A 22,656-nucleotide genomic window follows, 5' to 3' on the forward strand; every position below is an offset into this window, starting at 1 on the left:
TCGTGCTGATCAGGTGGCGGAGATTCGTCGCCGGCGTCGGGTTCTACAAGCGCCCGGTGCTCAAGTCCCAGATCCCGCGCTTCCGTCCGGTCGAGTAACTGCGTCCTCGTCCAGCCAGTTCCCCTGGCATAGTGCTCCGTAAAGCACTATGGATGCAGCAGTTGCCACGTTTATCGAGTTCTTGTAGCCGAAGACAGGGACTTCAACCACCGCATCGCACAACCGGAGCGCCGTCTCCGATACCCCAAGCGCTTCGTTGCCAAGCACCAGCGCCACCGGGAAGTCGTACTCGAAACGATGGTACGGTGATGCGCCCGTGGCTGTCTCCACGCCGACAATCTGGATCCCCTTGGCCCTGAGGTCTGTCAGGGCTGCTGCGGTGTCGTCGAACCTTCGCCAAGGCACCGAGTCAGTCGTACCCAGGGAAGTCTGCTCAAGCTTGTGGTGGGGCGGGTATGCCGTGTACCCGCAAGGGATGACCTCTGCGGCTCGGGCAGCATCGGCCAGCCTGAAGATGGAACCGACGTTGAAGGCGCTGCGCAGGTTGTCGAGCACGATGTGTATCGGCCGGCGCGGAAGCCTGGCGAATTCCTCGGGCGGCAGCTCGGAGTCGCGGGTCTTCACCTTGAAGAACGTCTCGATACCGTCCGGTGCTGGCCTGCCCTTGAGCGAACGGCCGTGATGACGGGGCGGTCCCTGGGTACGGGGGCGCCTCATTCGAGGCGTGCCGCCCTGCGTACAGCCTTCTGCTGAGCAGGGGACAGGCCGGCATGAGAGCCGAGGGTCAGAGCAATCTGTGCTGCCTTCCCAGCAAGTTCGACAAGGTCGAGGGCGGACGCGGCGGTGGGGCCGACCGCGACAATCCCGTGCCCGGGCCAGATCACGGCCGAGAACTGCTCGAGTGCGGTCGCAGTGGCACGACCTAGCGATGAAGAACCGGGCGGCAGGAAGGGAATGGCGGTGAGGCGATCCTGGAGCAGGACCGGGGCCTCGGTGCACGTGCCCAGCAGCATGCGGACGAGCCGTTTCTGGTCCTGAAATCTGTGGGTCAGGCTGATCAGAGCGGTCGGGTGGGTGTGCACAACGACGCGGTCGTGGTGCCTGAACCTTGCCAGCATATCGTGCACCGCAACATGAGTAGGTAGTTCACTCGATGGCTGCGTGCCCTTCGGCAAGACCGAGTATGAACGGTCGCCGGCGCCGAAAGTGAGAAGGCAGAGGCACTCGGTTGGATTGCGGGCAAGGTCGCGCATCCGAGTGTTGGCGCGTTTGACCAGCAGGGAGCTGAGTATGGGTCCGTCACTCAGTCTTACCGAGATGTTGCCTGCATTGGCCTCGGCCCAGCCCCGGCGCGCCAGCTCGCCGGCAACCAGGGCGATGTCGTCGGCATACGGTTTCACTATCTTCTGCAGCTGGGCGGCAGTTGCGGTGTTCATGACCATCATCATATTGCCGCCGTTGTTGTTCGCTGTCAAGCCGTCCGTGCCCCTTGGGCACGCGTTTGACTTCGGGGTCGATTCTGCTAAAACTATCCGCCTGAATACTATGCCATCTATCAGGTCAGCCTTCTTCGGCGTTCTTGCCTGCGCTCTGCTTGCCGCTTGCGGAACTGCCACGCCGCCGGCACCGGCCGCACCAGATTCAGCATCAAGTCCGGCTTCGGCAGCGCCGCCCCTGGTGATTGGCCCCGAGACCACGGAGCGGCCGAGGGCTACCGATACATTTCGTGCCACCGACCCGAAGGACACTCTCCCCACCATTGTTGCCAGAACGTTCCCCAGGGCTGCATCGCTGCAACGCCGGGCCAGTCCCTTTCCCCATCGCGCAGTCCGCGACCGCGAAGGGCAGGTGGTGGGCTACGAAGTTTTCTCCGACAGCGCGGGGACGACAGCGAGAGGTTACGCCGGCATGGTGCCGTTGCAGGTCTTCTTTGATCGGCGGGGCAGACCGGTGCGAATCTACATCCTGGATAACTACGAGACACCGGCATACATGGAGCTCGTGCTGAGAGCCGGGCTCCTTGATTCCCTCTTGGTGTGTGACCCGGCCAAGGCGGAGAGCGTGGACGCGGTTACGCTGGCAACAAGCAGTTCGCACGCCATCATAGCCGGCGTGACCGCGCTCGCCGCGCGAGTTGCAGCCGAGATAGCGGCCAAACCTGAGGGACAGCGTTGAGCCCGCTGAATCAGACGCTCGTCCTGATCAAACCTGACGCGGTCAGGCAGCATCGCATCGGCGAGATACTGGGCCGCATCGAGGCGGCGGGCTTTGACGTTTCGGCCCTGGTCATGCGGCACCTTACGCGGCCTCAGGCTGAGGAGTTCTACGCGATTCACCGCGGCAAAGAGTTCTTTCCCGGGCTGGTCGAGTTCATGACTTCCGGGCCACTGGTTGCGGTGAGGCTGGAGGGCGAAGACGTTTGCCGCCGGGTGCGGGAGTTCGTCGGCGTGACTGACCCCAGTAAGGCGAGGCCCGGCTCAATCCGGGCCGATTTCGGCACGTCAGTGCGCATGAACGCCGTGCACGCTTCAAACCCGGAAGAGGACGTTCTGAGAGAGTTGGAGTTCTTCTTCCCAGGGTCGATGCACGCGGCGGAGCCGCACTAGCACAGTCCCAGACAGGAACCAGGAGCGGGACCTCTAGGGGTCCCGCTCAATCTCATCAGCAGCCTGCTATCCGACGCGCTCCACGCACCAGTTCTCACCCAGCCACAGCAGGTCGACTTTGACGCCCATACCCCAGGAGAGTACCTTGGACTCGGCCGAGCGGAGCTGGTCTAGCTGTGTCTCTTTGTCGACCGGATTGCCGGCGCAGTCCGCGTGGGCCACAATCGCTACGCGGTTGGAGCCGTGCTTCCTGACGGAGATGTCCAGACGGCGGCGGATGGAATCAAGCGCGTGCGGGTCTCTCGCTTCGGCGAGAATCCGGACCGGGCCGGGTTCGGTGATGGTGTCGACGTATTCGACTCCGTACTTCTCTTTCACCCAGTTGCTGACGGGTAGCTGCGTGCGTCCGTCCATGCAGTTGATAGCGGCGGCGAACCTGCCGTGGCACATGTGACTACACAGGCAGTCGGGGAGAGAGACTGAAGTAGTCGGCGGGGTTCAGTCGGGGTCGTCCTGCGGGTCGACGTTCACCGGTCTTCAGATCCGTGTCGTACTCGGCGTGGTCGCCTCGCGCGATTGCCTCAAGGCAGTCGCAGAACGCGTCCGCGTCGGATCTGTCATTGTAGAGCCCAAATGAGGCGCGCACGACGCCGGGCATGTCGGCAAGGCTGCCGCAGGATGCGCTCTCGTACAACTTCTCGGCTTCGGCGTCACTGATGCCAAGCAGGGCGAAGATGTAGGGATGGGCGCAGAACTGCCCGCAGCGCGCACCGACCCCTGCCTCATAGGCCATGATGGCCGCGACAAGCTGGGAGGGCTTTCCTTCCAGGCTAAAGCAGATGGTCCCGAGTCGGTCTTGGAGGTTGTCGGCGTTGGCCTTGCCATGGATGTTGACTCTCGGTATGCGGCTGAGGCGCGTGAGCGCGTACCGCGTGAGTTCGGCCTCATGCTGCATGATGGCATCCCATCCCACTGCGGTAAGCAGGCCAATGGACGCGGCCATCGCCACCGCGCCCACCACGGTCGGCGTTCCCGCTTCCTCCCGGCTGGGCAGGCTGCGCCAGACAACCGAGTGCGGCGTGACGAGATCGGCAACGCCGCCACCTACCATGGCCGGCTCGGACGCGGTGAGCAGAGACCTGTCGCCGGCCAGGATGCCCGCACCATAGGGCGCGTAGGCTTTGTGGCCGCTGAAGGCAATGAAGTCCAGGCGCTCCGCGTCGCCCGGCTTCCTCATGTCTATCGGCCGGTGCGGGGCAATCTGGGCCGCGTCGACGACAATCCTGGCACCGGCTTCGTGAGAGAGTCGCGCGAGGTGGTGGATCGGGTTCACCCAGCCTGTGACATTCGAGGCTCCGGTGACGGTCACGAGTGCGATTCTGCCCCGGAATTCCTTCAGCTTGTCTGCGAAATCATCCAGGTTGAGCGATCCGTCCGGGTTAAGCGCCGCCTGGACAAGACGTGCGCGCCGGCGCCATGGCAGGTGGTTGGAGCTGTGCTCCATCCGCGTCGTCAGCACGATGTCGTCGGGTTTGAGCGGTAACAGCGCGGCCAGCCGATTGAGCGACTCAGTGGTGTTGCGGGTGATGATGACGGTGTCTCTCTCCGGATCGGCTCCCACAAACCGACTGATCGTGTTGCGGGACTCTTCGTATGCCCAGGAGGCGACCTGGCTCTTGAAACCGGTGCCCCGCGCCACGTTGGCGTAGTACCGCATGAACTCGTCAACCTTCTCGGCCACCGGTCGGAAAGTAGGGGTGCTCGACGCGTTGTCGAGGTTCACATAGGTACGGGTTCCGCCGGAGAGAATCGGGACCCGGACGTCGATTCCCACGACTTCGGCGCGAAGTTTCTCGACAGGGATCATGTCTTGACGGGCAGTCTTCCTAGAGACGTTCTGATCCGGAAAGCCGAGACAGAAGCATGGAGTCTACGTTCGGAGGTCGCAGAAAGGGTCCTCGCAGTTCTCTGTGCACCTGCGTACCGCGCCCGCGCGCTGGCTGCCATAGAGATCGGTAGAGAAGTAGCGCTCGGACCGGTCGGGCAGCACCGTGGCGACTACCTTGTCCGTGCCCAGCCGTTTCAGTACGTTGATGGCGGCAAGGACGTTGGCGCCGGATGAGACCCCGACCATGATGCCGTAGGTTCGGCTGATCTGTCGAGCCATCTCAACGGCATCGGCGCTGCGCGGTATCTCGGTCCAGTCTATCTGTTTCACGTCGACGATCTCGGGTATGAATCCATCGCCTATGCCGGCAATCTGGTGAACTTCCATCGTGGTGCCGCCGGTGAGTGCCGTGGCCTCGGCCGGTTCTACGGCGACCACCTTGACCTGTGGATAGACTTCGCGCAGGCGCCGGCCCACGCCCATCAGAGTCCCGCCGGTGCCGACACCGGCCACGAACGCGTCTACCCGCACGCCGGCGAGTTGGCGTAGCAACTCGACGGCCGTCGTGTTGTAGTGGCAGGCGACGTTGTCTGCGTTCTGGAACTGCCGGGGCAGAAAGACGTTCGCGTCGCGTGCCGCAATCGCTTCCGCCCGGGCGCGCGAACCCGCGAAGCTCTCCGGAGTCGGCGTCAGGCAGAGCTCGGCCCCCAGATTGGTCATGATCTTCTGACGCTCCAGGCTCATGTGCTCGGGCATGCAGATGATCAGGCGATAGCCCTTCACCGTGCAGACCATCGAGAGGCCGATACCGGTGTTGCCGCTCGTAGCCTCGACGACGATCGAGCCGGGCTTGAGTTCGCCGCGTTCTTCCGCCCGCTCTATGATGTACTTGGCGATGCGGTCTTTGACGCTGCCGGTCGGGTTCATGAACTCGAGCTTGGCAAAGAAGCGCCAGCGTCGGCCCTCGTGCTCGACTGAAAGCTCCATCATCGGCGTGTTGCCGATGAAATCGAGTACCGATCTGGAGATGGCGTTCGTACTAGCTGGCAGTGGGGGTAAGGACGTCATTTGTTAGCATAGCGCGTGGAGTCGCGGGGGTCAAGGCAGACTGGCTCCCTGCCGCGCTCGGTAGGCAACCTGAACGCGGGCCAGAGCCCGGCAGCAACGATCCGCACACGCCAGCTCGACCGCGATACCTTCTGCCCGGCCGTGTGCCACTGACCGAGCCTGCACGGCGGACGCCGTCAGGCCCGGGACTGACTAGCTCTGGACGGGACGTTTGAAGAACAGGACCGCGCGGGTGATGATGCCGGTCTGTTCACTGCCACTGATTACCGAGACGAGTTCCCAGCCCTCGGCGCCGAACGTGCTTATGTAGTCCTGGACGCCTTCCATCGTATCGCGGGGTTTCTTCTCACCGGGCACTTGCACGCCCCAGCGGGCGAGATTGAGAATCGGGCTCAGGTTCACGTCAATTCGTACGAACTTATATTCCCATTTGGTCATCAGTGTGCTCCTTTTGCTTGCCAGATGCTAGCCGCAATCGGTTGGAAGTCAATTCAGGGGTGCGGCCCGGTCCTTCCAATAGCCGACCAGCGCTGTCGACTTGCGTCGGATGGTTCACGGTCAACAACTCAGGATCTGCGTCGGCAAAGGGGAGATGCGCCCGCGTGTGCCTGTTGTGGCCCGGCAACTCGCCGAGCTGCCTTAGAGACGGCGACCCAGTGCTGCTCCGACGGCAACCCCGAATCCCATGCCGCAGCCGACTCCAACCGAGAGCCAAAGCGCGAGCTCGCCCGTCGCTATTCCGATTGCGACTCCCGCCCCGGCCCCGATCGCCAGACCGATGCCCATGCCAAGACCGAGGAACCGTCTCGTCTTCTGCTGGTCAGGTTGGTCCACTAGCTTCCTTTCGCAGCCAACATCATTCCGTCGTGCGGCGGCCAGGAGTAGGACTGGGCAGGGCTGTCACTTGCCGCCTCTGTCGTCCCGAGAATCTCTTGATGGGCAGGGCGGTCCCACCATCCATCGGTCCCCACACGTACTTCCCGGTATTGTCTATATACCCGTACCGGTTCTCCGTGACGACGAGAGCCAGTCCCTCGGAGAAGGAATACGCCAGGTCGAACTGCGGGTTGATGACGAACTTGCCGGTCTTGTCGATGTAGCCCCAATGCCCGCCAACCGCTACCGCCGCCAGCTGTTCGGCCGTGAACTCCAGCGCCCACACGAACTGAGGGTCGATGACCATCTTCCCGGTCGCGTCGATGTAGCCCCATAGCGCATTGTTCCCGACCTTGACTGTCACCGCGGCAAGTCCCTCGGAGAAATCGCGTCCCGCCTCGAACTGGGGAGTGACGGCCACCCTCCCGGTCCTGTCTACGTAGCCGCACCTATCGCCGATGACGACCAGCGCCAGCCCTTCGGAGAAACCCCGGGCCCCGTCGAATTGCTGGGCGATGATGAGCCTGCCGGCCTTGTCGATGAATCCCCACTTGTCATCGTCGCTACGGACGAGGCCCAGTCCTTCTGAGAAGTCGTAGGCGTCGGCGTACTGCGGATTGACGACGAGCGTTCCGGACTTGTCGATATAGCCGGCCTTGCCGTTGGCGGCGGCATGTACGACTGCTCTTCCTTCGGAGAAGTCCCGCGCCTCCCGGAACTGCGGCTCGATGACTCTCTTCCCCTGGGTGTTGATGTAGCCATAGAGCCACTCATCGCCGACATACCAGGCGAACACCGCGAGCCCCTGCGAAAAGGGGCCGGTTTCATCGAACTGCGGGTTGATGGTGTACGCACCTTCGGCGTCTATGTATCCCCACTTCTGGTCAACCTCGCCGATGGCCACCTGCGCGAGTCCCTCGGCGAAGTTGGCGCCATTGTCGAACTGCGGGGCGATGATGGTATCGCCGGCTCTGTTGATGTAGCCGAACTGGTCGTTGACCAGCACGAGGAAGAGGCCGGACTGCCCCTTCTCCTTCCACAGGTTGCAGGACAACAGCGCCAGCAGCGCGAGCAGCAGAAGCTTCTTCACGATGCCTCCATTCGAGCCTTCACGCCAGGCTCATGCACAGTCGGATTGTAGGCTCAGCGCGGACGGATGTCAAGCCACGGCGAGGCCGGCCGAAGGCCTGCGGTGTCTGTCACACGGTTCATAGACAACGGCTCACGGATGGCGCTGATGGCAGGGGAGATGCCGTCCGCAAGCGCCGATTCGCGTCGGAAGGGCCTGCAGATGTTCGGGGATGTCAGATGGGAGGGAAGTAAGGATCAAGTGGTCCGGCGGTCGAGTGGCCGGCCAATCAGCAACCTGGAATGTCCTGTACGGTACCTGTCCCTGAGTCGCCTAGGGTTCGAGCACGAGCCGTTCTCGCTTCAGTGCATCGACAGCTGCGCTCCAATCCTGTCGCTCGCCAAGGTTGTAGCCCACATAGGCCCCGCGCAGAAGTCCGGCGAGGGAGAAGACAATGAGCGGCAGGTCAAAGGAGAAGCCATCGTGCCTGATGATGATGGTGTCCCAGGCGTTCGGCCGCAGCACCACGCCGCGTGCTATCGCGACCGCGAGCAGCCCGACGCTGGCGCCGGCTACCCAGCCGGTTGCAGCGCCGAGAATCGTGCTGAGGTTTCGATTGTCCGCCTGCATGCGCCTGCGGACCTCGTGGTCGGTAATCGGGTCGCCGAAGAGGTCATGCGCGGCAACGCCCTTTCGTTCCCGCGCTGCCTCGCATCCCCGCCGCGCCTGTGACGAGCCCTGGAGCCAGCCGGCACCCGCGCCGGCAGCGAATCCGGCGCCGGCTGCGGCACCGTACGTTGTCCGATCCAAGTCATAAACGTCAACCGAGTAGTAGTACCAGCTACCCCCGCCGGACATACAGCCATGGATCAGCACCGATTCCTGTCTGCTCTCGACAAACTTGATGGCGGTCATCGCTCCGATGGTGCTGCCGACGCCGAGGCCGCAGGCTGCGCCGGTCAGGCCGTCAACAACCTGGCTTGTCCAAGCGGCTCGCGGCGGTGGGTGAATGGGTCGGGTTCCAGTGTCCCCGGGGTTCTCGCCGATTCCCTGCCAGAGGTCGAGGTAGGCGGCCCGGCCGCCGGGCACTGCGGCCAGCTCGTTCACCACTTCTCCGTAGTGGTCTACGTAGTACCCGATGCGCCGGAACTGCTCGGGCGCGATTGGGTACTGCACAGTCCGCCCCGAGCCGTCGGCGATTGTAAGCGAGTAGGCGCTGTCCGGCATCAGGGAGAAGCCCGCCGAGGCGAAGTCCTCTATCCCGGGGAAGAGGTGAAATCGACGGCGTTCCACTGCATTAATCTCAGCGCCGACGCCGGGGCTTACGGCCACAATCGCGGCAGACTCAGGAACCACTTGCCACGTTTCGGCCACGGCCAACGAGAACAGCAGGATGGCGAGCATGCTAGAACCGGACCGATACCAGGTCCAGGCGCACCGCGGGCGAAACCTGCCGGGACGAGTCCCTTTGCAGCGAGAATCCGACCGCGGGCAGGCCGACTCGCCCGCGAGCGTAGTATCGCGCATATGTCGGCTTGCTTCGCTCATAGCCGATGACCGCGCCGGCAGTAGTTCCCGCCAGTGAACCAATGGCCGAGAAAGGAAAGACTGACGACGGGCTGATCTGCGACAAGAGGAGGTCAAGGCAGAGTCCGACGGTCGTCCCGGCGATGTGACCGACCACCGATGCGCCCCAGGCCATACGCAGGTTGCCACCGGGCCGCTCACTCTCGCCCGCTCGAAAAGTTCCGTAGGCCGCCGCGGCCGGCCCGACCAGGACCACTGATGCCACCCAGGCGCCGAATGCTGTGGAAATCGTGATTCCGGATACCCCGTTGGAACCGCGTACCGGCGAGAAAGGGTCCAGACTCCCCAGCGTGTAGGCGATGAACACTCCCATCGGTATGATGCCGACCAGGCCGCCGGCCAGCGCGCCGCCGAACGCGGCCCACATCTCGCGCTTCGATCCGGTAACGCGGCCCGGCCCCGGGCCGGGGCGCGAGCTCAAGATCGCACGCTGGGCGACCATCCAGCCGGACCGATTGTCGGGCAGAAGGACCTCGTACCAGCCGGGCGACCGGTCGAGAACGCGGAGGGCATCACCGTGCTCGACAATGCGCATGGTCGAGGAGAACGGGTCCGGTTTTTCGTAGATGAGGGAGGAATCGTCAATCACCCACGCCCTGAGCACAGGTGCACTCGCCGCGGGCACGCCTTCGACCACCAGCGCCACGAGGGTCACGAGGGCGCCAACCAGCCCGGTCATGATGGAATCATAAATCCCGCGCGCAGGGATGTCAAATGGAAGGGGAGAGTGATAGAGGGCCCGCGGGCGGTCGAAGTTAGATGTCTGGCGTTAGATGCTGGATGCTGGAAGTCAGGAGTGCAGGTGAACCTGTCGATGGGTAGAGGGATCGAGCGCCGCGGGCAGTCAAGCATCGACTTCGGTTCTCCCGCCGGACGAGCCCATCTCCGGCCGCTTTGGAGACCCAAAACTTGCAGTATAGGCTGAACTCCCGACCAAACCTCTGTCGTGGAGGTCCCGTAGGACCTACTGCGGGTTCGGGGTATCTCCAGAGCCCGCCGCCTCTTTGCGGTCAGCTTCGGCTTCCAGCCGGCGGAGTTCGTCGTCGGAGAGTCCGAAGTAGTGGCCGACTTCGTGGATGACGACCTGGCGCACGAGCTTCCTTACTCGCGCAGCGGTCCGAGCCTGCTGTTCTATAGGCTTCTGGAAGATGAGAATCCGGTCAGGCAGGACGTTGCCGTACCATGGGCCGCGCCCTGCGTAGGGCACGCCCTGGTAGACGCCGAGCAGTCCCCAGGGATTGAGACCCATCTCGCGGGCCAGCCCAGGTTGGGCAAGGGGTTCGATGATGACAGTGATGTTGTCGAGCTTGGAACGGAAGTCCTCCGGGATAGAGGCAATCGCCTCGTCAACCAGTTCGCTGAAGCGTTCAAGTTCCATCAGGGCCAATGAGAAGTTCGAAACCCGAAGCTCGAATGATGAATCAAGTCCGAATACAGAAGTCCGAACCGGGCATTCTCCGCCTTTCGAGCTTCAATCTGACTTCGTGCTTCTTCATTCGGGTTTGACCGGGACTGATCGTTGACCGAAGATGGCCGTGCCGACTCTTATCATCGTCGCGCCTTCCTCGATAGCAACCTCGAAGTCGGAACTCATGCCCATCGAGAGGTGGGGAAGAGGGATTGAGAAGCGCTGGCGGCAGGCTGCGGCCAGGGCCCTGAGCGCCTTGAAGCAGGGCCGGGATGCCTCAGGGTCTTCGATGGCGAGCCCGGGGCCGATGGTCATCAGGCCGGCGAGTTGCAGGCGGTCAAGCTTCGGCATCTGGGCAACAAGGTCGGGTAGCGCGGCGGGTGATACTCCGTGTTTGGACGCTTCGCCGGACGTGTTCACCTCTATCAGCACGTCTACGCGCTTGTCCATCAGGCTGCACCGGTGCTGCAGTTCCTCGGCCAGGTGGAGAGAGTCCACGCTCTGGATGCAGTCGAAGAGCTCCAGCGCTTTCTTCGCCTTGTTGGTCTGGAGGTTACCGACGAGGTGCCATGTTGCCGGCAGAGCCACTTGTGGCTTCTTGGCAGCCGCCTCCTGCACGCGGTTCTCTCCGACCTGGGTGATGCCGGTTCTAATGGCCTCATCGATCTCGGCCGCGGCCCGCGTCTTGGTCACAGCTATGAGGGTGACGTCGGAGCGGCGGCGGCCGGCGCTCGCGCAGGCGGCAGAAATCCTCGTTTCCAAGGCAGCGATGTTGTCCACGATCCTCATTGGGGGATTATAGGTCATTTGGGGATGGTCACAAGCCTGCGCTCAGACGAGGGCTGCCCCGGCGCAGGCCGGGGCAGCGTAGACTTGACCCTGCTAGCTAGTGACTCTAACGCGCCAACACGAACTTCCGCGACTCCTGCGCATCGCCGGTCTGCAGATAGTAGAAGTAGATGCCGGACCCGACGAGACGGCCATGCGTATCTCTGCCGTCCCAGGTGACGACGTGACTTCCCGAAGCCATGGTTCCTGACAGCAGGTTCCGGACCACCCGTCCGGACTGGTCCATGACCCTCACACTGACCTTGCCGGCATCGGCTGTCAGGAAACGCATGCTCACCCGTCTGGGGTGGAATGAGGAGACTTGCAGCGAGGGCGTTTGGCCGGGTCCAGGGTCGTGCCGGTCTGGTGCCTCTCCCACATAGATGTATGGCCACTCGTTGGTGAAGCCGCCGTAGGTCTGACCGCCGAAGGTGATGAGGTTGCGATTCCAGGGATCGAACGCGCCGGCCGGGCAGCGCCGTTCGGAGGGTATCCTGCCCGCGGGGTTCAGTTTGATCCAGAACAAGGTCTTCAGGTCGAGCATGTAGAGGTCATTGTAGTACGTGCCGCGCTCGTAGTTGAAGCCGCCAAAGAAATAGGCTCGGCGGGTGACCGAATCGTAACAGGTGGCGCAGTTGGACCGGCCTTCGGTCACGACACCGCCCGGAATCAGTTTGTGCCAGGCTTCGAAGCCGGGGGTCAGATCCAGCGACCAGAGGTCCTTGACGAAGTGACCGTCGTAGGTCTGTCCACCGAAGATCACGAGCCGGTTGCACCAGTCGCTGCCGGAGCCGTAGAAGGCATTGTACGACCAGCGCGGGGCCGGAGGCGGACCCGAGGGCGAGAGTTTGCGCCAGACCAGGCTGTCGAGCAGCAATTCGTACACGTCGTTGTATCCCGTATAGAGGTCGTTGCCTCCGAACACCACCAGGGACCGTCGAATCGGACTGTAGATACCAGTGATGTAGACAGGACCCGGAGGCGGTGTGCCGGTCGGGTAGAGCCGCTGCCACGCCGATGTGCCCAGGTCGAGCGCCCAGACATCTTTCAGCAGGGTCATGCCGTTTCTTCCACCGAACACTATCATCCGTCTCAGGACCGGGTCGTAAATCGCCGTGTGGCCGTGCCGGGGTGTGGGAGCAGTGCCGGTCGCGGGCAGCGACTCCCAGGCATACCCGCGCTTACCGTCCAGTGACAGTGTCCAGACGTCGCCGAAGTTCCCGGAAGCGCCGCCGCCGTACAAGACCGCCTGTCTGCCCAACTCGTCGATGATGATGGTCGCTACGGAGCGCGGCGCGGGCGGAAACCCCTGCCAGCGGAGTTCTCTGTCCTGCCCGAGGTGTATGTAGGGCGACTCGTTGCTGAATCCGGCATGGGTCTCACCGCCGAAGGTGATGAAGTTGTCGTTCCATGGGTCATACGCGCCGCCCGGGCAACGCCGCTCCGAAGGGATCCTGCCCATCGGCTGGAGCTTGGTCCAGGTGAGGAGGTTCATGTCGAGCATGTAGAGATCATTGTAGAACACGAAACGGCCGGGATAGTAGAAGCCGCCAAAGAAGTAGGCCCGGCGTGCGACCGTATCAAAACACGTGGCGCAGTTGGAGCGGCCTTCCGGCACGGAACCGCCCGGGTTCAATTCGTGCCACGCCTCGAAGCCCGGAGTCAGGTCCAATGACCAGAGGTCGTTGATAAACTGACCCTCCGGTGTCTGTCCGCCGAAGATGATCAACCGGTCGCACCACTCGCTGCCGGAGCCGTAGAATGCGTTGTAGGACCACCTGGCCTCGGGCGGGGCGCCCGAGGCCGCCAGCACGCGCCACTTCATGCTGTCGAGGAGCAGTTCGTGTACATCGTTGTACCCTCGGCCTTCGTCGACGCCGCCGAAGATGACCATCGAGCGTCGCACCGGGCTGTAGACGGCCGTGATGTATACCTTTCCCGACGGGGGCGTGCCGGTCGGCGTCAGTTGCTGCCATGTGGCGGTGCCGAGGTCCAGCGCCCAGACGTCGGATAGCGATGACATTCCGCTCCGGCCTCCGAAGATGACCATCCAGTGGTGAACCGGGTCGTATATGGCTGTGTGACCTACGCGCGGGCCGGGGGTCGGGCCGGAAGTTGGCAGTGACTCCCACGTATACCGGCGTTTCGCGTCGAGGGAGAGGGTCCAGACGTCGCTGCGACCTTCTGTGACCGAGCCGCCGCCGAACATGACCGCCCTGCGGTTCGGTTTGTCAATGACGATAGTTGCCAGCTGCCGTGGCGCGGGCGGAAAGCCCTTCCACTCCAGCCCAACTGCACTCGCGCACAGCAGGCCGACGGCCATGGCCGCGCGCATCATGCTGACTGTCATAGCGCCTCCTGGTTTCGCTTCAGAAGGCGGCCCGGGTCAGGGAGCGATTGGACGTTCCTTGTTTGGCCTGAAACCGCCCTCTTGGCTTGGTTAGGTTATAGCGCGGATTCCGGTGTTGTCAAGCCCGATTTCGATCCGTCGCGGGCGGCCCGGTGGCGCGCTAGTTTGCGCGCTTCTTGAGGACGAAGATGAACTGGTAGGCTGACCTGAGGGGTAGTACCGCCCAGACCAGCTTGAACGAAAGGTCACGCACGATGCGGAGCGGGTTGAGGGTCGCGAAGGGCCGGATCTTCTTCATCGGCCAGCGGTCCTGGCTGGTGTGCACAACCTCCAGGCCGTTGCGGGAGAAGAGCTGCTTCCATTCGGACAGCGACATCAGGTGTTCGTTGATGTCCTGCTGCTCGGTGCCGTGTTTGCCGGACACGCGCCAGTACAGGAAGTTCGAGTTAGGCACAGTGACGCAGAGGCGAGCGTCCGGCTTGGAGACCCGCTTCATCTCTCCGAGTCCCTTCTCCATGTCGAGAAAATGCTCGAGCGAGCCGATGCAGGTAACGTAGTCGAACAACCCGTCCGGGAACTGCAGATCCTCACCCTTGCCGATCTTCACTTCCGATTCCGGTGACGTCTGCCTGGAAAGGCGTACGGCCTCTTCCGAGATATCAGTGCCGCAAGTCTTCAGTCCGCGCTGGGCGGCGGCCCGCAGCAGGAAGCCGGTGCCGCAGGCAATGTCGAGCAGCGTCCTTGCCGGCTGCACGTCGAGGGCGTTGAGGAACACCTGGTACGCGTCCGGTGGACGCATACTGCCGAGGCCCCGGTCGGCATAGCGCCGGTTGTACCATTCCCTTATGTCCTGTTCGGTCGGGTTGTGAGTGGCTTTGTCCATGGCCGGTCCTCTATACCCCGCTCGGTCGGGGTTTGCGCCTCACGATGAATACACCGCCAAGCGTCGCGACCAGGAACAGGAGTGCTGCGCCGGAAAGGTAGGAGCCCAGTCTGTACCAGCGCGATTCGTACCTGAACACGACCTCGTGCTGTCCCGGTCCCAGGGCCACGGCGCGGAATGCGTGATATGCCTGCTGCACCGGTGCCGGTTTCCCGTTGTCATAGGCCTTCCAATCAGGATGATAGCTCTCCGACAAGACCAGCAGTCCGGGCTCGGCCAGGTCGGCTTTGACGGTGATGGCGTTGCAGTCGTAGGCCGTAACATCTGCCGTGCCCGCGGTCGTGCCCGCGGTCGCAGCCAGGCCGGGATTCGCGTACAGCAGCACGGTTCGGCTCGGGTCGAAGTCGGGCATCCTCAGCCGTGACAGCACCTCTTCCTTGCTCTTCACTTGCTCGTACCCAGCGGCGACGTATGCGCGGGGCAGGACGCTGCGGTTGCGGTACACCGAGTACTTCTGGCCGGCGAAGGCCAGTTCGAAACGGGGGTCGCTGAAGTAGCCGCGAATCTGCCCGATCATCTGCTGGGTGCGCTGGTCGTATCCCGACACGTCGTCCGGTAGAGTCAGGCTGATCACGTACTTGATGTTTGCCAGGTTCATGGCATTGGGGGAGAGGAGGTAGTCGGGCCGGAAGAAGACGCTGGTGCCGACCCCAAGGAAATCCATGTAGACCTGAAGGGGGTTGGGCAGTTGGCCGGCGACGCTCTGGATATGGTTGTAGGCGAGAATGCCGTCGTCGCTACGTTCGTACTGCCAGGGCAGGACCCGGTGCAGCGACGTGTCCTGCTTGAGGAAGGCCACGGCCTCGTCCGGAGCAAAGTACTCGGTCGGTGGCGCCGCTCCCTTGATGTAGCCTCGCGATTCGTCCCAGAGACTCAGCGACAGCCCGATGTCGCAGACCATGATGGCGGCGAGCCCCGAGGCAAACACTACCGGCTTGAGCTTCCGGTTCATGAAGAGTCGGACGAGAAGAACACCCAGCGCCGTGAAGACCAGTGAGAAGAAGAGACCACCCAGGATTGCCGGGTAGTTGGCCGCAAGGGCTTCGAGTTTCTGCTGGGATGGGCTGGTCGTAGACTGGAGCAGGGAGAGCATCGGTCCCTTGAGCGCGGCAAAGAGGAGCAGGAGCACCAGCGGGACCGCACCGAAGGCGAGAACCGTGCGCGTGGTCTTGCGGGAGTCACCCTCTCTCGCCTCGCGCAGAAAGTGGTCGATACCGAGACCGGCGAGCACAACGAGCGAGAAGGCGGCGACGAAGAAGATCATCGCCGGGCCGCGGAACTTGCTGATGCCGGGAAACAGATAGTAGGGGATGTAGTAGAGCGGCGTGTAACCACCCCAGGCCAGGACCAGGGCGCCGAGGAAGCTGAATGTGAAGAACTTCGTATACCTGTCTTTCCAGCGCCGGAACACGGCGACGCAGGCGAAGAGCAGGGGGATGATCCCCAGGTACTCGCTGTGGAGCTTGAAGGGGTTGCGGCTCCAGTAGGCGTCGAGCCCGCCGGAGAACTTCGGTGTCAGGAGGTCAAAGGTCTCGATGATGGGCATCGACCAGGAGGTCGCGTACGCGTAGCCGCGTTCGCTGCCGCGAGAGGCGAAGGGCAGGTTACCGTAGACCGGCAGGTACTGGATCGAGGAGAGCGCGCCGGCGAACAGGAAGAGCGCGAGGAAGTAGCCGCAGAGCTTCAGCGCGACCGTCTTCGATCTCTCCCGGCGCACGGTCCCGACGAGCGTGAATACGAAATAGGCCGTCAGGACCAGCCCGGTGTAGTACACCTTCTGGATATGGCCCGAGAGGAGCTGCATGGCGACGATGAATCCCGAGAATACGAACCACCGGAACTGGCTGCGGCTCATGCCCCGGTGCAGGAAGAAGAGCGCCAGAGGGAGGAGCGCGGAGCCAATGAGCCGTCCGTCGTGGCCTGCGTACGCGAGCGTAACAAGGCTGCCCGCGAGCTGGTAGCCGATGCCGCCCAGGCCGGCAGCGATGGTCGAAACCTTCAGTTCCTTGAGGAAAAGGTAGGTTCCAAGTCCGGCCAGGAAGTGATGCAGCACGAAGGTCCAGGTCCAGACGACGTGAACCGGCAGGATCAGTCGCAGCAGCAACGTCGGGTAGAACATGTCCGCGAAGAAACCGGCCACGGTCTGCTGGCCGCACAGCACCGCGGGCCACCAGAGGGCGACGTTTCCATGGGAGCGGATGTAGGTGGCCATGAACTCGCGCATGATGTAGGAACCGGCGCCAAGCCAGTCGGTTCCGTCCAGCATCCGTCCGCCGAACAGGTACTTGCCGTAGAACAGGAATGGAATGAGGAGCAGCGCCAGGATCACCGGCCAGCCGGCCAGCCGGTCAAGGTCTGACGGCCCGGCCGACTTCGCTGCCTGCGTCCTAGCTGGAGGCGGTATGTGCTTCTTCGGCATTCTTTCTCCTTCGAGCCACGAATGGCAGGCAGACGGCTGCCATGAGTACCTCGCTGACGGTCATCCAGACCCTCGTCACCAGGGCCGAAACTATGGCAATCGGCTCAGGCAGGACGGTCCTGAGGATAATGGTGTAGACACCCTCTCGTATGCCGAGCCCGGCCGGCGCAATCAAGACCAGGAATCCCAGCATCCAGGACATCGCGTATCCGCCCAACAGGATCGGCAGCTTTGACAGCGGCATGGGGTAGAATGAGTTGATGAGCGCGAAGCAGCACGCCCCCTGCAGCGCCCAGTCCAGCACGTAGAGCGCGAGGATGCGGAGAATCCGGGGATACGACATCCGCAGTTCGAACAGCGGTCGCTTGAGACGGGCGAGGCCGAAGCGGATGATACGATTGAGGATCGGCGGATAGACGGCGACAAGGCTGAGCGGAGCGAGCAGGAAGAGCAGGTAGGCCGCCCGCGGCATCTGTTCTCCGGGTATGAGCAGGACGGCAAGACCGAACAGCCCGGTCGCAGCCAGCAGCGAGAAGGCGAGTTCGACTACAACGCTTACCATGGTCCGGTCTTCGGGGACGCCCTGGTCTTTTGCCATGCTCATGCGACCGAGGGTGAACCAGACTTTGCCCGGCGCATACTTGCCGATCTGGGCCACCGAGAAGATGGCGATGGATTTCCCGAGGGGAAGCTCCGCACCCAGGGCGTGTAGGATCAGCTTCCATGCGTATCCATACAGCGGGAGGTGGAAGACCAGCAGAAGGACGAAGGACGCGACGAGCAGCAGCGGCTGGAAGTGGAGCTGCCCGAAGGGTATCCGGTGCCAGTCGCGGATCAGGCGCACAGTCAGGAACCAGAACGCGGCGCCGGTGACGAGCACCCCGAGTACCGTGCGGAGCCAACCGCGTTGGGTCCACTTGCCGGTGGACGAGGACGGAAGACCTCCCATGTTCGGCGGGTTCAGGCTGCGGCACTGAGGTCGCGGTAGAGGCCGTCAAGTCGTCTGATGATGGCCGGCCAGGAGTAGTTCTGCTGCACGTGGTCGAAGCCGGCATGTCCCAGTCTCTGCGCCAGATCTGGATCGGTGAGCACGCGCGCGATTGCCCGGGCGAGGGCTTGGCTGTCCTTCTGCGGTACCTGCAGACCCGTCTGTTCGTCGATTACGAGGTCCACGATGCCGCCGACGCCCGATGCTATGACCGGGCGACGATAGCTCATAGCCTCGATGAGCACTACCCCGAGTCCTTCGGTGTCGCCCCGGCTGTCTACGATTGCCGGGAGCACGAAGGCGTCGCAGCGGCCGTAGTGGCGCGCCAGGTCATCCGGTGAGATTCTGCCGTGGAAGGTGATGGATTGCTCCAGTCCCCGGGCGCGTGCAAGTTCCATCAGCCCGGGTTCTTCGGGGCCGGACCCGACGATGTTCAGGTGCACGGGCATCTGCCCGGCAAGTATGCCCACGGCTTCGATAAGGTAGGGGATTCCTTTACGCTCGACCAGTCTCCCAACGAAGAGGAGCTGTCTCGTTGCGTTCGGCTCCTGCCGGGCGGATTCGGAAAAGGTTCCCGCCGCCGTGCCGAATGGCACTATGGCAACGGACCGATCGTATATCCGCCGGATGGCCTGGACTGTGTGGGTCGAATTGGCCGTCACCGCACCGGCGGTACGGATGGCCCATCGCAGGAAAGGCTTCGCCAGCCTGACGACGTTGTTTACGACCATCAGTTCGGCTCCGTGGAAGCTGATCACGGTCGGAGCGCGGCAGGCGCTCGCCGCGGCTTGCCCGAACAGCGAGTGGGGTAGTGGCCAGTGAACGTGGATGATGTCGAATTGCTCGCGGCGGCAGAGCCGCCAGGCTGCTACGGTCCCGCACAACAGGTAGCTGACCAGCAGGAACTTGTAGCGAATGCCCCGCTTGATTCGGTCCATCGCCATCTCGTCGTGCGTCAGGTCTTCCCATCGCCGGGGGAAGTACCGAAAGCGGTACACCGGAACACCGTCGATGGTCTGGTTTCCCAGCCCACGGTATGATGACGTGAAGACGCGCACATCGTGTCCCGCACCACGCAGGCGAGTTATCGTCTCAACCAGCCAAGGAGTGATTACATCTGACTCGTTGCGCGGGTATGCGGTTGTAATGTACAGGATCTTCACGGGTCAGAGCGGGCTGCAGCGCGCCGCCTCCGGACAGCAGGTCGGATCAACGACCGTGCCCGTCCCGCTGGTACTATCTCAGGTCGGCCGCTTCGCGTGCGAGCCTGGACTTCAGTCGGCTGGCGGTCTTGTGATGTACCATTCGCCGCTTGGCAGACTTGTCAATCAGCGACTGGACTCCGGGCAGCAGCTTCTGCGCTTCTTCCTTGGTCTTGACGGCGGCAAGATTCTTGAGAGCCGACTTCAATACCTGCCGCTTGCCACGGGCTAATTCACGACGCTTCTTGCTCTTACGGGCCTGTTTCTGGGCCGATGCGATTCTCTTCGCCAATACTCCTCCATATGTTGAGAGAGGTGCCGGGACACAGAATTGAACTGTGGACACCGGGATTTTCAGTCCCGTGCTCTACCAACTGAGCTATCCCGGCAAAGCACGGCCATTCTAGGGCAAAACGTCTGCGTGTCAACCGCAGGCGCAGCCAAGCGGACAGTGGTCGGCGAGCAAGACATGGACAGACCCGCTCTGGTCCTGTCCGGAAATGACGCATCTGAACCGGTCTCCGACCTGACACCCCGAACCTTGGCCTTTACCTTGGCCTCATCCTACCGCCGGATCTCGGCCTCAACCTGCTCACCATTCCCAGCCCGACAGCGCCCCCCGGCAATATCGGGATCGGGGCTGGCCGGCTCGCCTTACATTCGCCTCATGTCGGGGTTGACAACGAAGGGGAAGAATCTACACTCAGGCCGGATAGGGGCGTCGAGAGCGGGGGAGCAAAGGGGCTTCCGCCGCATCCGCCTTGTCGACACCGAGTCGGCATTGTCTGTATCGTCATTGGAGGCAGGCTTGAGCTATGTGAGCATCCGTGAACCGTGCGCCAGATTCGCATCATCCCACAACCGGGCCGGGGCCGTGATGCTGCTTGCCGTCTCGCTGGGAATGGTGCTGACACCGACAGCAACTGCCCGGGAACCCGGCATGGGCGAGTTCCAAGCGGCGCAGGAGAGCCTGTCGCGGATGCCGGCGAAGTTCCATGCCGGGTGGCTGCAGAAGCACGGGCTGGACGCGTCGCGGTACACGGAGTACCGACGGCCGGAGTCGACGGGTTTGCACCTTTTGGGTAAATGGGGCAGAGGCACGTCCAATGAGGCGACGGGGCGTGGCAATCTTGTTGCCCTGACCTTGGGCAGCGAGGTCGCTCTGCTCGATGTAGCCAATCCCGACAGCCCAACCGTCCTTTCCGAGATACAACTTGGGTTCATCCCCGCGCAGAGCATTCTGCATGATTCCTTCCTGCTGACCGGCGGGAACGGCATCGAAGTATGGAGCATTGCCGATTCATCCGACCCAAAGTTCCGCACCGTGATTCCCTACGCGGTCAGCGACTTCGCCATTTTCGATACGTTGCTCTACTTCAGCAGCGGCGGTACGTTTTACGCTTACAGCATTGCCAATGCCCCCAGTCCCCGCCAGCTCGGCACCTGCTTGGACAGAGGCGACGTCGTTTCCGCGACGCGAAACGTGGCCGTCGTCAGGGAGTCCAGCTATGTTCTCGGCTTCATCGACGTGTCGAGTCCATCGGCTCCAAAGCGTGTTGGAACCTACCCGAGCTTTGCGCTTGCGGCTGAGGCGCGAAACACGATTTGCTGCGCCGAGATCTACTGGCAGGAAGGCAGCGATGACCAGTTCCGGTTTGAGGTTCTCGACATATCAGACCCGGCCAACGTCGTGAGAATTGGTGCGATAGACAGCGTGAGCGGCTGGGATGTACACCTGAGCGGACCGGTTGCGTTCGCCTCGGGCTACCAGTTCCCGCAGTGGGAATTCACACTGGTGAGCATCCAGGATTCCACTTGTCCGCAGGTCATCTCGTCATGCGCCACCCCCGGCGGTCGCTTTGGGGTCTGGGCCGATTGGACCTCCAACCGGGCCTATGTGGCCGACGCTGTCGGGATGGCAGTGGTTGACATCTCCAACCTCAACTCGCCGGTCTACGACACGACCGTGCTGGTGGCACACGAAGCGCAGGACGTCTGGTTGGATCAGGGACGTGCCTATGTAGCAGACGATGAAGCGGGGCTGCGGATTCTGGATGTGACGAACCCGGCCGCCCCAGTGGAACTCGGAGGCATCTACACGGCAGACTACGGCTACTTTAATGTGTATACCGCCGTCGGGCACGACAGCTTTGCCTTCGCCAGTTGGTTGCCGTCGCCCTCTCTCCGGTCCATTGACGTTTCCTACCCCGCACATCCGAAGATGGCCGGCGGGCTCATGGGCCTAACTACGCCGATGGACATGGTTCTGCGGGATACGCTGGTATACCTGGCAGGCAGACTGCGCTTCCACGTCGTCAACGTCGCCCGGCCGCGAGAGCCGGAACTAGTGGGGAGCTGCCTGTTGTCGGGGGAGGTCGGCGACATGGCGATGGTAGGCGACACGGCATACGTTACATCGTTCCATTTCACGACAGTTGACGTTGCCCGTCCCGACAGCCCCAAGGTCATCAACGAGTGGGGAAGCCGGGCGAATGGCATAGATGTAGCCGACACGATTCTCTACATGGCCTATCAGGGGCTGAAGACAGCCAGCATCGCCAATCCGACTGTGCCCTACGTGCTGGACTCTGTGTATGTAGATGATGATACCAGGGACGTTGTCAGAGTGGATTCGTTCGCCGTTCTTGGCGGCAGTATACTGCGGATATACAGTGTGGCTGACCCACGAGACATCCTGCTTCTCGGCACCTGGACACCGCCTGGGCTGGTTCAGAAGCTAGTCTACCAGCCGCCCTACATCTACGCCGCCTGCTGGGCAGCAGGAGTCTGCGTCCTGGAGGTTGCCGAATCCGGCATACTGGAAGAGGCGACACTCGAAGCACGTCGGCCGTTGACTGTGGTGCCCAGCGTCACGGGTGGGTCCGTCCGCATTGTCGCGTCCGAAAGGCCCAGCGGTCTGAAGCTCTATGATGCTCTGGGAAAGGAGGTGATGGGCGTTGCTCCTGGGCCTGATTGGTCCAGAGCCGGGTCGGTTCTGTCTGTGAACCTGGCTGGCCTGCCGGCCGGGGTGTATGTAATGAGAGGGATCGTTAATGGACAAGCGACAACCGCAAAGGTTGTCAGAATTCAAGGGAGGTAAGAAGTGAGACGATTACTCGTTCTCATGGCAGTTACTGCCGGGTTGGCTTCGGCCTACCTGAAGGCGTTTGACGTTGCTCCCGGATATTTCGGGGACACAATACTTAATTCTCTTGACCTCGAGAGGGCGAGGCCGTAGACTGAGGCATGGCGAGAATCGCGCGTGTGGTGGCGGCAGAAGTTCCGCATCACGTGGTTCAGCGCGGGAACCGGCGGCAGCCGGTCTTCTTCAGCACTGCGGACTACAAAGCGTATCTGCGGCTGATGGCCGCCTGGTGCGGACAGCAGGGCGTGGAAGTCTGGGCCTACTGCCTGATGACCAATC

Annotated in this window: 22 protein-coding genes and 1 tRNA gene; 4 read left to right on the forward strand and 19 right to left on the reverse strand. The window is 62.7% G+C overall.

Going from position 1 to position 22,656, the window contains the following annotated elements; all coding sequences use genetic code 11:
- Positions 1-60: 60 nt before the first annotated feature.
- Both FJY68_09070 and FJY68_09075 read right to left on the reverse strand, forming a co-directional pair.
- Positions 61-717: an RNA methyltransferase gene (locus FJY68_09070; GenBank protein ID MBM3331983.1), complete on the reverse strand. Its 657-nt coding sequence runs from the start codon at positions 715-717 to the stop codon at positions 61-63.
- A complete protein-coding gene (locus FJY68_09075) occupies positions 714-1,448 on the reverse strand; it encodes a hypothetical protein (GenBank protein MBM3331984.1) in 735 nt (244 codons plus the stop codon). The genes FJY68_09070 and FJY68_09075 overlap by 4 nt, the downstream gene beginning before the upstream one ends.
- 229 nt (positions 1,449-1,677) lie before the next feature.
- Between FJY68_09075 and FJY68_09080 the strand changes: the two genes are divergently transcribed.
- Positions 1,678-2,175: an FMN-binding protein gene (locus tag FJY68_09080; protein MBM3331985.1), complete on the forward strand. Its 498-nt coding sequence runs from the start codon at positions 1,678-1,680 to the stop codon at positions 2,173-2,175.
- 5 nt (positions 2,176-2,180) lie between these two features.
- Entirely contained in the window at positions 2,181-2,606 is a 426-nt protein-coding gene (locus tag FJY68_09085; protein ID MBM3331986.1) for a nucleoside-diphosphate kinase, read from the forward strand.
- A gap of 66 nt (positions 2,607-2,672) precedes the next feature.
- On the opposite strand, the gene FJY68_09090 is transcribed toward FJY68_09085, so the two are convergent.
- From FJY68_09090 to FJY68_09170, 17 genes are all read right to left on the reverse strand, one after another.
- Positions 2,673-3,056, reverse strand: coding sequence for a hypothetical protein (locus tag FJY68_09090; protein ID MBM3331987.1), 384 nt, complete (start codon positions 3,054-3,056; stop codon positions 2,673-2,675).
- A gap of 4 nt (positions 3,057-3,060) precedes the next feature.
- A complete protein-coding gene (locus FJY68_09095; GenBank protein MBM3331988.1) occupies positions 3,061-4,473 on the reverse strand; it encodes an aminotransferase class V-fold PLP-dependent enzyme in 1,413 nt (470 codons plus the stop codon).
- Positions 4,474-4,536: 63 nt separating this feature from the next.
- A complete protein-coding gene (locus FJY68_09100) occupies positions 4,537-5,562 on the reverse strand; it encodes a cysteine synthase family protein (GenBank protein MBM3331989.1) in 1,026 nt (341 codons plus the stop codon).
- A gap of 192 nt (positions 5,563-5,754) precedes the next feature.
- Positions 5,755-6,000, reverse strand: coding sequence for a DUF4177 domain-containing protein (locus FJY68_09105; protein MBM3331990.1), 246 nt, complete (start codon positions 5,998-6,000; stop codon positions 5,755-5,757).
- A 201-nt stretch (positions 6,001-6,201) separates the two neighbouring features.
- Positions 6,202-6,396, reverse strand: coding sequence for a hypothetical protein (locus tag FJY68_09110; GenBank protein ID MBM3331991.1), 195 nt, complete (start codon positions 6,394-6,396; stop codon positions 6,202-6,204).
- 22 nt (positions 6,397-6,418) lie between these two features.
- On the reverse strand, positions 6,419-7,528 hold the full coding sequence (locus FJY68_09115; protein ID MBM3331992.1) for a WG repeat-containing protein: 1,110 nt from the start codon (positions 7,526-7,528) through the stop codon (positions 6,419-6,421).
- Positions 7,529-7,840: 312 nt separating this feature from the next.
- Positions 7,841-8,911, reverse strand: coding sequence for a hypothetical protein (locus tag FJY68_09120; protein MBM3331993.1), 1,071 nt, complete (start codon positions 8,909-8,911; stop codon positions 7,841-7,843).
- 1 nt (position 8,912) lies between these two features.
- Positions 8,913-9,773: an SH3 domain-containing protein gene (locus FJY68_09125; GenBank protein ID MBM3331994.1), complete on the reverse strand. Its 861-nt coding sequence runs from the start codon at positions 9,771-9,773 to the stop codon at positions 8,913-8,915.
- Between the two features lie 285 nt (positions 9,774-10,058).
- Positions 10,059-10,472 carry a metallopeptidase family protein gene (locus FJY68_09130; protein ID MBM3331995.1) on the reverse strand — a complete coding sequence of 138 codons (414 nt, stop codon included), beginning with the start codon at positions 10,470-10,472 and terminating at the stop codon, positions 10,059-10,061.
- Positions 10,473-10,586: 114 nt separating this feature from the next.
- The gene (locus FJY68_09135; protein MBM3331996.1) at positions 10,587-11,291 is read right to left on the reverse strand and encodes a YggS family pyridoxal phosphate-dependent enzyme; all 705 of its coding nucleotides are present in this window, start codon (positions 11,289-11,291) and stop codon (positions 10,587-10,589) included.
- A gap of 106 nt (positions 11,292-11,397) precedes the next feature.
- On the reverse strand, positions 11,398-13,680 hold the full coding sequence (locus tag FJY68_09140) for a T9SS type A sorting domain-containing protein (protein ID MBM3331997.1): 2,283 nt from the start codon (positions 13,678-13,680) through the stop codon (positions 11,398-11,400).
- A 160-nt stretch (positions 13,681-13,840) separates the two neighbouring features.
- The gene (locus tag FJY68_09145; protein ID MBM3331998.1) at positions 13,841-14,563 is read right to left on the reverse strand and encodes a class I SAM-dependent methyltransferase; all 723 of its coding nucleotides are present in this window, start codon (positions 14,561-14,563) and stop codon (positions 13,841-13,843) included.
- A 10-nt stretch (positions 14,564-14,573) separates the two neighbouring features.
- Entirely contained in the window at positions 14,574-17,042 is a 2,469-nt protein-coding gene (locus FJY68_09150) for a hypothetical protein (GenBank protein ID MBM3331999.1), read from the reverse strand.
- Positions 17,011-17,991 (reverse strand): UPF0104 family protein, encoded by a 981-nt coding sequence (locus tag FJY68_09155; protein MBM3332000.1) that lies wholly within the window; start codon positions 17,989-17,991, stop codon positions 17,011-17,013. The genes FJY68_09150 and FJY68_09155 overlap by 32 nt, the downstream gene beginning before the upstream one ends.
- Before the next feature lie 11 nt (positions 17,992-18,002).
- The gene (locus tag FJY68_09160; GenBank protein MBM3332001.1) at positions 18,003-19,193 is read right to left on the reverse strand and encodes a glycosyltransferase family 4 protein; all 1,191 of its coding nucleotides are present in this window, start codon (positions 19,191-19,193) and stop codon (positions 18,003-18,005) included.
- A 73-nt stretch (positions 19,194-19,266) separates the two neighbouring features.
- The gene (locus tag FJY68_09165; GenBank protein MBM3332002.1) at positions 19,267-19,590 is read right to left on the reverse strand and encodes a 30S ribosomal protein S20; all 324 of its coding nucleotides are present in this window, start codon (positions 19,588-19,590) and stop codon (positions 19,267-19,269) included.
- Positions 19,546-19,621 (reverse strand) — tRNA-Phe (locus FJY68_09170). Before FJY68_09170 ends, FJY68_09165 begins: the two co-directional genes overlap by 45 nt.
- An 80-nt stretch (positions 19,622-19,701) precedes the next feature.
- Between FJY68_09170 and FJY68_09175 the strand changes: the two genes are divergently transcribed.
- Positions 19,702-22,332, forward strand: coding sequence for a hypothetical protein (locus FJY68_09175; protein MBM3332003.1), 2,631 nt, complete (start codon positions 19,702-19,704; stop codon positions 22,330-22,332).
- Between the two features lie 146 nt (positions 22,333-22,478).
- Positions 22,479-22,656 (forward strand): transposase (locus FJY68_09180; GenBank protein ID MBM3332004.1); only part of this gene is annotated, 178 nt, incomplete at its 3' end.

The organism is candidate division WOR-3 bacterium (genome assembly GCA_016867815.1).
Taxonomy (GTDB): domain Bacteria; phylum Hydrothermota; class Tepidihabitantia; order Tepidihabitantales; family Tepidihabitantaceae; genus UBA2258.